Raw genomic sequence first — 12,255 nt, 5'->3', positions numbered from 1 at the left:
GCGTGCGTAAAACCTCTGCCGCCCTGGCCTCCCTCAGTCTCGCCCTCGTCGCCCTGACCGGATGCACGGCCGCGCCCGCATTCGACGGTGCTGCCTGCGACCGCGCAGCGTTGACGAGTGGGATCGAAGACTTGGCGACGATCACGGGCAATGTCGGAGACACACCGAAGGTTGAGGTCTTCTCCCCGATCGGGGCTGAGGAGAGCTCGTTCGGAGATATCGTCGTCGGTGACGGCGTCGCTTTGACCAGCCCCACGCAGGGCGCCGTTGTGGAATTCTCGATCTTCTCCGGGGAAACCGGTGAGAAGATCGCCGGCACGGCCTACGACGACGAACAGCAACAGCTCGTGAGCATCGATTACTGGGCTCAGCGTGTTCCGGCATTCGGCGAAGCGCTTGAGTGCGCGACGGGCGGCAGCCGGGTGCTTGCTGTCATCACTCCCGAAGACTTCGGCGCACAGAACTTGAGCGGTTTCGGTCTGCAGGAAGATGAGTCCGTGGTCGCGGTATTCGACGTGACCAAGACCTATCCGGCGAAGGCTGACGGTGCACCGCAGTACAACGACGCCGCGGGCATGCCGACCGTGGTGCGGGCATCCGACGGCCGCCCGGGAATCATCGTTCCGGCAAGTGCGGCACCCACCGAACTCGACGTGCAGACGCTCCTCAAGGGCGATGGCGCCAAGATCGCCGAAGACGACCGGGTACTCGTCAACTACACCGGGGTCACGTGGGACGAGCGGACGGTCTTTGATTCTTCGTGGGATCGCACCCCGGCGACATTCGACCTCGCGAGCCTGATTCCGGGCTTCACCCAGGGCCTGGTCGGTCAGACCGTCGGCTCACAGGTACTCATCGTGATCCCACCGGAGCTGGGTTACGGCGAGCAGGGCTCCGGCGCCGTTCCGGCTAATGCGACGCTGGTGTTCGTCGTCGACATCCTCGGTATCAATCCGCCGGCAGCACCGCAGCAGTGATGGCCGCCCGAATCCCGCCGGAAGAGCGTCAGACGAATCTCGTCGTGGCGCTGATGGCCACGGAGATCGGGCTCACGAAACAGCAGATCCTGGACAACATCTCCGGATACCGACAGCGTGCCGATGCCGGTGCGCGAACGGATGCCCTGGAGAAGATGTTCGAGCGCGACAAGGACGAGTTGCGTACGCTCGGTGTCCCGATCGAGACCATTGGCGACGCCGGGGACCCCAATGACCTTCGGGAAGCGCGTTATCGCATTCCTAAAGCGGAATACGATTTGCCTGCGGACATCGAGTTCAGCCCGGCTGAGCTCGCGGTGCTTCAACTGGCGGGGAGCGTCTGGAGCGCGGAGTCTGCGTCGGCCGATGCGCAAGCCGGGGTTCGCAAGATCCGTGCCCTCGGCATCGATGGCGATGAGCCGATCATCGGCTTTGCTCCGCGCATCACCACCCGCGAGGTGAGCTTCTCACCCTTGCAGGGCGCGATCGAGCGCTGCCGCGTTGTGACCTTCGACTATCTGAAGCCGGGGGAGCAGTCGCCGCGCCGACGCCGGATTGAACCGCTCGCGCTGCTGGAGTATGAAGCTCGCTGGCATGTGTATGGCATCGACCTGGATGCCGATGACGAGCGAACGTTCCTGCTCAGCCGGATCGTGGGCGATGTCACGGTGGCCAAACAGAGCTTTGACGCCGGCCTGCGAGAGGGCGCCGGCGATCGAGCGCTTGCAGGGTTGGAAGCGGTGGCGGCGCGTAACTCCGCATTGCTGGAGATAACCCCGGGAACCGAAGCATCTCTGCGCCTCGGGAGGCGCGCTGTTGCGGCGACCCAGGGGTTCACTGTTCCTTTCGTCGATGTGCATGTCTTTGCGGATGAGCTTGCCTCATACGGCCCCGAAGTCCGCGTGGTGAGCCCCGAGGATCTGCGGGATGCCGTGATCTCTCGGCTTCAGGCGATCATCGCCGCGCATCCGGAAGGGAGCATGGGGTGATGAGCGAGAAAGCCCAGCCGCTTCTGGCCGCTGACCGGGTGCGCGCCTACCTGACCCTCGTGCCGTACCTTCTTGAGCGCGGCCAGGTGTCGCTCGAGGACGCGGCGAATGAGTTCGGCGTGAGCACCGCGGAAATGCGCACGATGGTCGAGAAGCTCACGGTCATCGGCCTCCCGGGCGAGGACGGGTTCTGGCAGCAGCCGCAGGAGATGTTCGACATCAACTGGGACCTGCTCGACCAGGAAGACATTATTGAGATCACGAACGAGGTCGGACTCCGCCGTGTGCCCCGATTCACCGCTCGCGAGGCTGCCGCACTGCTGACCGGTTTGCAGATGGTCGCTGCTGTGCCAGCGGTTGCGGGCTCCGGGCTCGTCGCCGGGCTGCTGGCGAAACTCTCGCGCGCGGCTGCGGACGCCCCGGCCGAAGTTGTAATTGCGCCGACACGCGTCGACAACGTCCGCAACCTTGTCTCAGCAGCCGTTGATCAGCAGGTCGCGCTGTCGTTCCGCTATCAGGCTCCGGATGCTGCAGCCACCACCCGCACCGTCGACCCGGTGCAAGTGCTCATCACGGACGGGCAGTGGTATCTGCAGGGCTGGTGCCATCTTCGTGAGGGGATGCGCACGTTCCACCTCGATCGGGTGAGCGATCCTGAGCTCACCGATATTCCGATCACGCACGGTGACGAGCACCTCCCAGAGTCATTCATCGGAATCAGCGACGATGACGAGGTGACAGTACAACTGCCGGAGCGGCTCGTCCCGCTTCTGGGCGCTTATGTGCACGCGGACAACTCAGAGTCGTACAACGGACGCGCGACCATCCGTATCCGAATGTCGGACCCGCGCGGTGTCAAGCGCATCGCCGGCCGCTTTGGCGGCGCATTGGAAGTGCAGGATCCAGTGATCGCGCGCACGGCCGCGAGGGAATGGGCAGCAGCCGGACTCACGCTGTATGGCCAGCCGTAAGTTTCATCCCTCGGTTAGACTTGTCACCAAGCCAACCCATATTGAGGAGCAATCCATGGGCAATCTTTTCGCAGGGCCACACCTGTGGATCATCCTGATCATCATCGTCCTGCTCTTCGGCGCAGCGAAGTTGCCTGCGCTTGCGAAGAGTCTTGGTCAGTCCGCGCGGCTGTTCAAGGGTGAGATGAAGGCGCTCAAGGAGGACGATGCTCCGGCCGCCACCTCAGACGCTCCCGACGTTCCTACGGTGAAGCCTGTCCAACCGACGACTTCTCGTCCTGCGGACCAGGACACGCCTCCACGCAGTTCTTAGGCTGTGACCGAGCTGGACACGCCTGCGCCGCAGAACACCACTCGCGAGCGGCGGATGTCGCTGGGAGGGCATCTTAAAGAAGCCCGTCGACGGCTGATCATTGCGGTGATCGGGCTTGTTATCGGCATGGTCATCGCGTTCATTGTGACCGACCCGATCATCTGGTACATCACGTCTCCGATCCGCATACTCGATGAGCAGCGCGGCACAGAGACTCCTTTTGCGCAGTTCGTGTTCTCCGGGGTTTCATCGGCATTTGATCTGCGACTGCGGATCGCCTTCGCGATCGGCATGGTGCTTTCCGCACCTGTCTGGCTGTGGCAAATCTGGGCGTTCATCATGCCGGGATTGACCCGCAAGGAGATCAAGTACACCATCTGGTTCGTCGCGGCAGCGATTCCGCTCTTCTTCGGCGGCGCCTACGTGGCAGTCATGGTCGCTCCACACGTCATCGAAGTTATGTCGAGCTTCGTACCAGAGGGGGGAGTGAACTATTTCAACGCGAAAGAGTATTACGACTTTATCTTCAAGTTCATCATCGTCATCGGTATTGCGTTCGTGCTGCCGGTGTTCATGGTGGCTATGAACACCGCGGGAATTGTCACCGGAAGATCGCTCCTCAAAGGCTGGCGTGTCGCGGTGCTCGTGGCTTCATTGTTCGCAGCGATTGCGACCCCTGCGGCCGATATCTTCTCCATGCTCCTGCTCGCAGGAATCCTGGTCGTCCTGTATTTCGCAGCCAGCTTGCTGTCCCTGTTGTTCGACCGCCGCAAGAACAAGCGGCTCAAGGCCGAAGGCCTGCTTCCGGACGCTGCGGCATGACGTCCCCGGCCGAGCGGTATGCCGCGGCGCGTGACGCAGCAGCGCATCCAGAGACGGTTGCCTTCGCTGCAACGCAGAAGTTCGACCTCGACCCGTTCCAGATCGAGGGGTGCCACGCGCTTGAGCGCGGACACAGCGTGCTTGTGGCGGCTCCCACGGGTGCCGGTAAGACGATCGTCGGCGAGTTCGCGATCCATCTCGCCATGCAGACCCCGTCTGACAAAGCGTTCTACACCACGCCGATGAAGGCGCTGTCGAATCAGAAGTTCCGGGAGCTCGTCAACGTCTACGGCCCTGATGACGTCGGGCTGCTCACCGGTGACACCAACATCAACGGCAACGCCCGCATCGTCGTCATGACCACCGAGGTGCTTCGGAACATGATCTACGCGGATTCTGCGGCGCTCACTGACCTTCGCTACGTCGTCATGGATGAGGTTCACTACCTGGCAGACCGCTTTCGCGGGGCGGTGTGGGAAGAAGTCATCATCCACCTGCCGGCCTCGGTCCGGCTGATCTCACTGAGCGCCACCGTTTCGAACGCCGAAGAGTTCGGGGACTGGCTTGACACTGTGCGCGGTGACACAGAGGTCATCGTCTCGGAGATTCGGCCGGTGCCGCTGGAGCAGCACGTTCTCGTCCGCGACGACCTGCTGCCGCTTTTCGACGACCGCGCAGGAATCGCCACGGCGACGGTCAACCAGGAACTCATGCGCATCCGCTCTGCCACGGGCTCCCGCCACGACAACAACAAGAAGTCGCAGGCGTACCGCAGCGACCGGCATGCAGGGCGACAGAGCCCGCGGCCGCCGCGCGGTGGGCGCCGCCCCGTCCGTTCAGCAAACGTGCAGCGGATCGAACGGATGGATCGCCCCGATGTCATCCAACTGCTTGAGCGCACCAACCTGTTACCGGCGATCTTCTTCATCTTCAGCCGTGTCGGCTGCGACGCCGCCGTGCAACAGGTTCGGCGTTCCGGCATCCGCCTGACGACTCCTGAGGAGCGCGCAGAGATCCGGGAGTTCGTCGAAGAGCACACGCGCACCCTGCAGGACGAGGACCTTGGCGTGCTCGGATACTTCGAGTGGGTAGACAACCTCGAACGCGGTGTCGCATCCCATCACGCAGGACTGCTGCCCGCCTTCAAGGAAGTCGTCGAGGAGCTCTATCGACGAAAACTCGTCAAGGTCGTCTTCGCCACTGAGACACTGGCGCTCGGCATCAACATGCCAGCGCGCACTGTGGTGCTCGAGAAGATGGAGAAGTTCAATGGCGAAGCCCGTGTCGCGATCACCTCGGGGGAGTACACGCAGCTGACCGGACGTGCCGGGCGGCGGGGAATCGATGTCGAAGGACACGCGGTCGTCCAATGGACCGAAGGAATGGATCCGCAGGCTGTCGCCGCGTTGGCATCGCGACGCACCTACCCGCTGAATTCCAGCTTCCGACCGACATACAACATGGCGGTCAACCTGATCGACATGTTCGGGCGTCCTCGTGCGCGACAGATTCTGGAGTCGTCGTTCGCACAGTTCCAGGCTGACCGGGCGGTCGTCGGCCTTGCGCGGCAGGTTCGCGAGGCGGAAGAGTCGCTGGCGGGGTACCTGTCGGCGATGGACTGCGAACACGGCGATTTCCTCGACTACGCCAGCATCCGCCGAGAGCTCAGCGACCTCGAGAAAAAGAACCGGCAGGACTCACACGCGCCGCGCAGTGCGCGTGACAAGCGGATGAAGCGTATCCAGTCATTGCGCACCAGAATGCAGCGCCACGGCTGTCATGGGTGCCCGGACCGCGAGTCACACGCACGGTGGGCGGAGCGCTACTGGAAGCTGAAGCGCCAGACCGATCGCACCCGTAAGCAGATCGAGACGCGAACCGGCACCGTGGCGCGCGTTTTCGACCGTGTTGTCGACGTTCTCTTCACTCTCGATTACGTCACCGGGGCAGGAGACGACATCTCGTTGACGGACGCCGGAAGAACGATGCGTCGCATTTACGGCGAACGCGACCTGCTCGTCGCAGAATCACTGCGACAGGGACTCTGGAAGGGACTCGACGCGCCCTCGCTGGCGGCTATGGCGTGCTGCCTCGTGTACGAGCCTCGCCGTGACGAGGCGAACTCGGGGGAGCGCGGATTGCCCCGCGGAGCATTCCGTGTCGCGTACGAGAAGACCAGTGATCTGTGGGCACGGTTGGACGATCTCGAGCAAGATCATCAGCTGCCCGGGTCTGAACCGCTATCTGCTGGTTTGGCCGGTCCTATGCACGCCTGGGCTCGGGGTGCGCTGCTGGATCGAGTGCTCGTCGATGCCGATATGGCCGCCGGAGACTTTGTCCGGTGGGCGAAGCAGACCATCGACCTGTTGGATCAGCTCTCGCTTGTCGCGGAAGACATCTCGATCGCGCGTACTGCTCGTCAAGCGCTGGATGGCGTACGACGCGGCATCGTCGCCTACTCGGCAATGTAAGAATCAAACGGATGCCGAAACACCCCACCGCACGGATGCCGCGCCCGATTCTGCCATTGTGGCTCGCCGTGATCGCGGCCGCACTGTCGGGTGTGCTGATGGATCTTGCCTATCCGGCTGCTGCGGTCTGGGTGCTGGCTTTCCCCGCTGTCGCCCTGTTGCTGCTGGCGCTGATCGGGCGTCGGGCCGGGGGAGCGCTGCTGGTCGGACTCGTCTACGGTGCTGTGTTCTTCTTCCTGCTGGTGTCGTGGACGAGCCGCTATCTCGGCGCCATCCCGTGGGCGGCCCTCGCCACGGTCGAGGGCGTACTGACCGCTGTCGGAGTCATTCCCATCGCTCTGGCCTACCGATGGCTGCCGCGCGCCTTTCCAGGCCTTGTGGGGCGCCTGGTCACCCTCCCTGCCGTTGTTGCCGCGTTGTGGGTGGGCAGAGAGCTGCTCCTGGGGTCATGGCCCTACACGGGCTTCCCCTGGGCACGTTTGGGGATGACCCAGTCAGAGAGTCCATTGGCGTCCCTGTCGTCATGGGTGGGGGTGAGCGGGCTGAGCTTTCTCATCGTCTTTGCCGTCGCGATGCTTATCGAGGGCGTGCGGCTCCGGATATGGGAGAGACCGATTCGCCTGGCGCTGCCGGCTGCACTGGTTCTCATCCTGCTGGTCACACCAGCGTTTCCCACCACGCCAGTCGGTACCATGCGAATCGGCGCGGTGCAGGGCAACGGTCCGACAGGCTACTTCGATGACCGCGAGCCTTACGCCGTCATCCAGTCGCAGATCGATGCCACCGAACCGTTGATCGGGGAAGACGTCGACCTCCTGATCTGGCCGGAGGGCGCGAGCGGCTACGACCCGTTCCAGGACAAGAACACTGCCCGCAAGATGACCAGGACAGCGACGAGAATCGGAGCCCCACTGCTCGCCAACGCGGCCACAGCGCGGGGAGATCTGTACTTCAACACCTCGATGCTGTGGATGCCCGATGGCACGGCAGAGCAGTCGCACGACAAACGCTACCCGGTGCCTTTCGGTGAGTACGTTCCCGACCGGGAGTTCTATAACGCGATCGTGCCCGACTTGATCGGCTTGATCGGCCGTGAGTACACCCACGGCACGAATCCGCCCCTTGTCGATGTCGACGGCGTGGCTGTTGGTCTCGCGATCTGCTTCGATGTGATCTACGACGAAGTGATCACCGAGGGTGTGCTCGGGGGAGCGGAGGTGCTCGTGTTCCAGACGAACAACGCCGATTTCCGCGAGACCGATGAGAACCTGCAGCAGCTCGCATTCGCGCGGATGCGAGCGATCGAGACCGGGCGCAGTGTTGTCAACATCTCAACGGTCGGCACCAGCCAGATGATTCGTGCCGACGGTTCCACAATCGCCGCCCTGAACGCCGATGAGGCCGGTGCGATGCTCGAAAGTGTCGAGCTTCGCACCGGCCTCACTCCGGGTGTGCTTCTTGGTCCCTGGCTGCAGCAGATGCTGTTGTGGGGTGGACTGGGCGCGCTCCTGTTCGGGTGGTGGCGAGCCCGTCGACGGCGCTAGGCGCCGATCTTCTGCTCGCCAGCTCCACGACGCGCACGGATGAACGCGAGGCGCTCCTCGAGGAGTTCCTCCAGTTCGTCACGGCTACGACGTTCGAGCAACATGTCCCAGTGGGTGCGTGCAACCTTCTCGTCGGTAGCATCCGGCGTGATGGTCTTGCCATCGACAATGAGCACTGCCTCGGCGTTGCATGCCCGGCATTCCCATTTCTGCGGCGGTTCTGCATCGGCTGCGAACATCAGTGTCGTCACATGACCACACTGGTCGCACTTATAGGTGGTCTCGCGGCGTTCCATGAAAACGACGCCCTCTTCGCTCTGTAGGCTTTGGGCGCCGAGTCTGATGCCGCGCAGGCTGCGATCTGCCATTTTGTGGTCCTCTCGTCGCTGTCAGGTATACCGGGCTCGTCTGTGCGCACGCTCAACGTCCGCGCCTTCTCGGCGGTATTCACAGACGAATCTCAGTCCCGCGAGTTTCCGGGTCAGAAAAGGGTGCTGAGCGCCAAATCTGCCCGGTCCGTCACAATGCCATCCACACCTCCGGCAATGAGCCGTTGCATCGCTTCGGTGTCATTGATCGTCCACACGTGGACCTCAACATTATGGCGATGCGCGGCCCTCAAAAGAGCCGGTGTCAGTACCTGCAACCGGCCGTGGCGCTCGGGAATCTGCAGGGCATCGATGTCACGGAAGAACCTCGTGGAGGAGAGTCGGAGAACGCTGAGGGCACGCACTCGGATCATGCTCGATCGGCCGGCCGAGGTGGCGGGCCGCAGCTTCGCTCCGGCGGCCATCACTGCTTCGACCACACTGACCCGACGGGCATCCGAGAAGCTCGTCAGGAGCACGCGTTGCGCGTGCGGCGCAACGATCGCCCCGAGCGGAGCAACGGCGGCATCCGTCTTCACATCGATGTTGAATCGTGTCTCAGGAAACATCTCAAGCATTTCCCGAACGGTGAGCAGCCCGCCGTGCGGCGCGAGCAGTTCGACCAGCTCCGCGGTGCGCACGTCTTGGATGAGTCGGTCATCACCGAGCAGACGCGTCAATGTCTCGTCATGAAACAGCACGACATCGCCGTCGGCCGTCACACGACAGTCCGTCTCGATGTATTCGACTCCGGCCGCATGCGCACGGGCGAACGCGGCCGCCGTATTCTCCCAGGCGTCAGAGTCCCCATCCGTCGCAAGAGTGAGCCCGCGGTGGGCGAGGACTCTGGGTCGCCGGGTACCGGCGAAGAAGGGGTGGGTCACGCCCGGGGTGTACCCGATGCTGGGGGTGCATCCGGACGTGGCGTGAACGCGCTGCCCAGGCCCTTCAGCGCTTCGGTGAGCTCGCTGGGGATGATCCACAGCTTGCTGGATTCGCTGTTTGCGATCTTCGGCAGCATCTGCAGGTACTGGTAGGCGAGCAGCTTGTCATCGGGGGCGCCCTGGTGGATCGAGGCGAACACGTTCTGGATCGCCTCTGCCTCGCCCTGGGCGCGGAGAACGGCCGCCTGCTTGTCGCCCTCGGCACGGAGGATCTCGGCCTGGCGAGCACCCTCCGCTTCCAGGATGGCCGACTGCTTCGTTCCTTCGGCGGTCAGGATCGCCGCGCGCCGGTCGCGCTCCGCGCGCATCTGCTTCTCCATAGAATCCTGGATCGACAGCGGCGGGTCGATAGCCTTGAGCTCGACGCGTCCGACGCGGATGCCCCACTTGCCCGTCGCCTCGTCGAGGACAACGCGCAACTGGCCGTTGATGTTGTCGCGACTGGTGAGGGCCTCTTCCAGATTCAGGCCACCCACGACATTACGAAGAGTCGTGGTGGTGAGCTGCTCGACAGCGCCGAGGTAGTTCGCGATCTCGTACGTGGCGGCGCGGGCGTCGGTCACCTGGAAGTAGACGACGGTGTCGATCGACACCACAAGGTTGTCCTCGGTGATCACGGGCTGCGGGGGAAATGAAACGACCTGCTCACGCATGTCGATCAGCGGACGCAACCGGTCGATGAAGGGGACGAGGATGTTCAGTCCCGGAGTAAGGGTCTTGTGGTAACGGCCGAGACGCTCCACAACACCGGCAGTCGCCTGCGGGATGATGCGTACCGAGCGCGCAACCGTGACCACCACGAAGATGATGACGGCGATCGCGAGGATCCACCCGATGGCGGTGGGGATGAACGAGGAGTCGTTCACGAGGTCTCCTAGTCGTTGACAGGTTGGACGATGGCGGTGGCACCGTTGATCGAGCTGATCATGATCGGTGCGCCCTGAGGAATGGTGGCTCTCGTTGCGGCACGCGCGGTCCAGGTGTCGCCGTTGCTGATTTTCGCCTGGCCGGAGATCTGAGTGATGTCAGACAGAGCGGTGCCGCGCAGACCGATCAGAGCCTCGACATTGGATTTCGTCGGGTCTTCCCCGCGGTGCAGGCGGTGAACCAATGGCGGACGGATGAAGAGAATGAGCAATGCGGCGGCCGCGGCGGCCACGATCAACTGCGCCCACAGCGGCAACCCGACCAGACCGGTGACCAGGCCGACGGCACTGCCCAGTCCGAGCATCAGGAAGGTGAAGTCGAGGGTCAGCATTTCGATCACCAGGAAGACAGCGATCAGCACCAGCCAACCGATCCACGACCATTCGGTGACCAGTTCGATGAATACGGAAGCGTCGTTCATGCGCCCTCCTTTGTCGTCAACTTACCACGCACCGTGCACGTAGACCGGTAGTCCGAGAGCGCATTGCTAAAGTGGTGTGGCCGCGTGTTTCGCGGCATTCCCCGTCTTATAAGGAGCCACCGTGACCGACGTTCTGCCTTCAGGTTCACTCACCGACAAGGTTGCGCTCGTGACCGGTTCTTCGCGCGGCATCGGCGCGGACACTGTTCGCTATTTCGCCGAAGCAGGCGCGGACGTCGTCATCAACTTCCGCAACAAGGCACCGCGCGCTGAGAAGCTGGCCACGCAGCTGCGTGAACTGGGTGGCCGTGCACTTGTTGTCGGCGCGGATCTTACGGATCCGGCATCCGTCAGCACCATGATTGACCAGATAAAGGCAGAATACGGCCGCCTGGATATTCTGGTGCTGAACGCCTCCGGCGGTATGGAAGCAGGAATGGCCGAGGACTATGCGCTCTCCCTCAACAGGGATGCGCAGCTCAGCGTTCTGAACACGGCACTGCCGCTGATGGGGGAGGGCTCACGCGTGGTTTTCGTAACAAGCCATCAGGCGCACTTCATCCGCACGACGCCGACCATGCCCGAGTACGAGCAGGTCGCGCTGTCGAAGCGTGCCGGCGAGGATGCACTGCGCGAACTGATCCCTGCTCTTGAGGAGAAGAGAATCGGCTTCACGATCGTGTCCGGAGACATGATCGAGGGAACGATCACAGCCACGCTGCTCGAGCGCGCTAACCCGGGTGCCATCGCTGGTCGCCGGGAATCGGCGGGGAAGCTTTACAACGTCTCCGAGTTTGCTGCCGAAGTTGCTCGTGCCGCTGTCGAGCCGGTGCCGGCGGACAACACGCGCCTCGTGGGCGACACGAGCGGCTTCGTCACGCAGTGACGCTGGACTCGAATGCTGCAGCGTCGGGCGTCTGACCGCGGCCGAGCGTGATCGCTCGTACGATCTGCAGAATGCCGAGGACCACCAAGGTGATTCCGAGCACCCACCACAGTGCAACGGCGGCAAGCAACGGCGAGAAGATGACGATCACGCCAGCAGCGATGCTCAGAATCGCGTAGATGATCGTCCACGCCTTCGACCCGTCCCGGTTCAGCAGGCTGAGCGAGACGATACCGTCGACGATCCAGCTGACACCGAGGAAGATGGCAGTGACGAGGGCGAGGGTGACGGTTGCCGCCTGCAGGTTCACGTAGGCCATGATGCCCGCGACGATATAGAGGAGACCGAGCAGGATGTGGCCGACCCGAACCCAGCCGCCCTTCTTGCCCGAGAAGATGCCGAGTCCGATGTAGACCAGCCCGGCGATGATCAGGTACGACGCGATGATCGCGGTCACGATCATCGCGGTCTTGAGCGGCCACACGAGAAGCACGATTCCGGCGATCAGGGCGACAATGCCGGAAACCGCCAGCGTGACACGGATCGACTTGAACAATGAGCTGACGTCGGCAGCGGCTTCAGACATGAGAGGGAGTCCTTCGATCGAGGTCGTGCATGATGT

13 protein-coding genes are annotated in these 12,255 nt (G+C 63.1%); 8 read left to right on the top strand and 5 right to left on the bottom strand.

From position 1 onward, the window contains the following. The first annotated feature begins 2 nt into the window (after positions 1-2). From ACSU1L_RS02875 to lnt, 7 genes are read left to right on the top strand one after another with little or no spacing between them, the layout of a single operon-like run. Positions 3-977 carry an FKBP-type peptidyl-prolyl cis-trans isomerase gene (locus tag ACSU1L_RS02875; RefSeq protein ID WP_439254661.1) on the top strand — a complete coding sequence of 325 codons (975 nt, stop codon included), beginning with the start codon at positions 3-5 and terminating at the stop codon, positions 975-977. Continuing rightward, entirely contained in the window at positions 977-1,966 is a 990-nt protein-coding gene (locus tag ACSU1L_RS02870) for a helix-turn-helix transcriptional regulator (RefSeq protein WP_439254660.1), read from the top strand. Before ACSU1L_RS02875 ends, ACSU1L_RS02870 begins: the two co-directional genes overlap by 1 nt. Beyond that, a complete protein-coding gene (locus tag ACSU1L_RS02865) occupies positions 1,966-2,937 on the top strand; it encodes a helix-turn-helix transcriptional regulator (RefSeq protein WP_439254659.1) in 972 nt (323 codons plus the stop codon). The genes ACSU1L_RS02870 and ACSU1L_RS02865 overlap by 1 nt, the downstream gene beginning before the upstream one ends. A gap of 55 nt (positions 2,938-2,992) precedes the next feature. After that, on the top strand, positions 2,993-3,250 hold the full coding sequence (locus tag ACSU1L_RS02860) for a twin-arginine translocase TatA/TatE family subunit (RefSeq protein ID WP_439254658.1): 258 nt from the start codon (positions 2,993-2,995) through the stop codon (positions 3,248-3,250). A gap of 54 nt (positions 3,251-3,304) precedes the next feature. Further along, entirely contained in the window at positions 3,305-4,072 is a 768-nt protein-coding gene (gene tatC / locus ACSU1L_RS02855) for a twin-arginine translocase subunit TatC (RefSeq protein WP_438254862.1), read from the top strand. Beyond that, a complete protein-coding gene (locus ACSU1L_RS02850; protein WP_439254657.1) occupies positions 4,069-6,543 on the top strand; it encodes a DEAD/DEAH box helicase in 2,475 nt (824 codons plus the stop codon). The genes tatC and ACSU1L_RS02850 overlap by 4 nt, the downstream gene beginning before the upstream one ends. A gap of 11 nt (positions 6,544-6,554) precedes the next feature. Next, complete coding sequence (gene lnt, locus ACSU1L_RS02845) at positions 6,555-8,087, top strand: apolipoprotein N-acyltransferase (RefSeq protein WP_439254656.1); 1,533 nt, start codon at positions 6,555-6,557, stop codon at positions 8,085-8,087. On the opposite strand, the gene ACSU1L_RS02840 is transcribed toward lnt, so the two are convergent. From ACSU1L_RS02840 to ACSU1L_RS02825, 4 genes are all read right to left on the bottom strand, one after another. Continuing rightward, positions 8,084-8,455 carry an RNA polymerase-binding protein RbpA gene (locus tag ACSU1L_RS02840; RefSeq protein ID WP_439254655.1) on the bottom strand — a complete coding sequence of 124 codons (372 nt, stop codon included), beginning with the start codon at positions 8,453-8,455 and terminating at the stop codon, positions 8,084-8,086. The genes lnt and ACSU1L_RS02840 overlap by 4 nt on opposite strands. A 113-nt stretch (positions 8,456-8,568) precedes the next feature. Continuing rightward, a complete protein-coding gene (locus tag ACSU1L_RS02835; RefSeq protein ID WP_438254611.1) occupies positions 8,569-9,339 on the bottom strand; it encodes a glycerophosphodiester phosphodiesterase family protein in 771 nt (256 codons plus the stop codon). After that, positions 9,336-10,265: an SPFH domain-containing protein gene (locus ACSU1L_RS02830; RefSeq protein ID WP_438254610.1), complete on the bottom strand. Its 930-nt coding sequence runs from the start codon at positions 10,263-10,265 to the stop codon at positions 9,336-9,338. The genes ACSU1L_RS02835 and ACSU1L_RS02830 overlap by 4 nt, the downstream gene beginning before the upstream one ends. An 8-nt stretch (positions 10,266-10,273) precedes the next feature. Beyond that, complete coding sequence (locus ACSU1L_RS02825) at positions 10,274-10,747, bottom strand: NfeD family protein (protein ID WP_438254608.1); 474 nt, start codon at positions 10,745-10,747, stop codon at positions 10,274-10,276. A gap of 121 nt (positions 10,748-10,868) precedes the next feature. Between ACSU1L_RS02825 and ACSU1L_RS02820 the strand changes: the two genes are divergently transcribed. After that, positions 10,869-11,633, top strand: a complete 765-nt coding sequence (locus ACSU1L_RS02820) for an SDR family oxidoreductase (protein WP_439254654.1) — start codon at positions 10,869-10,871, stop codon at positions 11,631-11,633. On the opposite strand, the gene ACSU1L_RS02815 is transcribed toward ACSU1L_RS02820, so the two are convergent. Further along, on the bottom strand, positions 11,623-12,219 hold the full coding sequence (locus tag ACSU1L_RS02815; RefSeq protein ID WP_439254653.1) for an HdeD family acid-resistance protein: 597 nt from the start codon (positions 12,217-12,219) through the stop codon (positions 11,623-11,625). The two genes, ACSU1L_RS02820 and ACSU1L_RS02815, sit on opposite strands and share 11 nt — an antisense overlap. Between the last annotated feature and the right edge of the window lie 36 nt (positions 12,220-12,255).

The sequence above is a fragment of the Microbacterium sp. A94 genome (assembly GCF_051842855.1).
In the GTDB taxonomy this organism is placed as follows: Bacteria; Actinomycetota; Actinomycetes; order Actinomycetales; family Microbacteriaceae; genus Microbacterium.
Note: the sequence above shows the minus strand (reverse complement) of the source record. Positions and strands in the feature narration are given on the sequence as shown.

Bases quoted from the DNA above. Each gene is read 5' to 3' on its own strand.
- ACSU1L_RS02870 (WP_439254660.1), top strand. From the start codon at position 977: ATGGCCGCCCGAATCCCGCCGGAAGAGCGTCAGACGAATCTCGTCGTG.
- ACSU1L_RS02865 (WP_439254659.1), top strand. From the start codon at position 1,966: ATGAGCGAGAAAGCCCAGCCGCTTCTGGCCGCTGACCGGGTGCGCGCC.
- ACSU1L_RS02860 (WP_439254658.1), top strand. From the start codon at position 2,993: ATGGGCAATCTTTTCGCAGGGCCACACCTGTGGATCATCCTGATCATC.
- tatC (WP_438254862.1), top strand. From the start codon at position 3,305: ATGTCGCTGGGAGGGCATCTTAAAGAAGCCCGTCGACGGCTGATCATT.
- ACSU1L_RS02850 (WP_439254657.1), top strand. From the start codon at position 4,069: ATGACGTCCCCGGCCGAGCGGTATGCCGCGGCGCGTGACGCAGCAGCG.
- lnt (WP_439254656.1), top strand. From the start codon at position 6,555: ATGCCGAAACACCCCACCGCACGGATGCCGCGCCCGATTCTGCCATTG.
- ACSU1L_RS02840 (WP_439254655.1), bottom strand. From the start codon at position 8,455: ATGGCAGATCGCAGCCTGCGCGGCATCAGACTCGGCGCCCAAAGCCTA.
- ACSU1L_RS02825 (WP_438254608.1), bottom strand. From the start codon at position 10,747: ATGAACGACGCTTCCGTATTCATCGAACTGGTCACCGAATGGTCGTGG.
- ACSU1L_RS02815 (WP_439254653.1), bottom strand. From the start codon at position 12,219: ATGTCTGAAGCCGCTGCCGACGTCAGCTCATTGTTCAAGTCGATCCGT.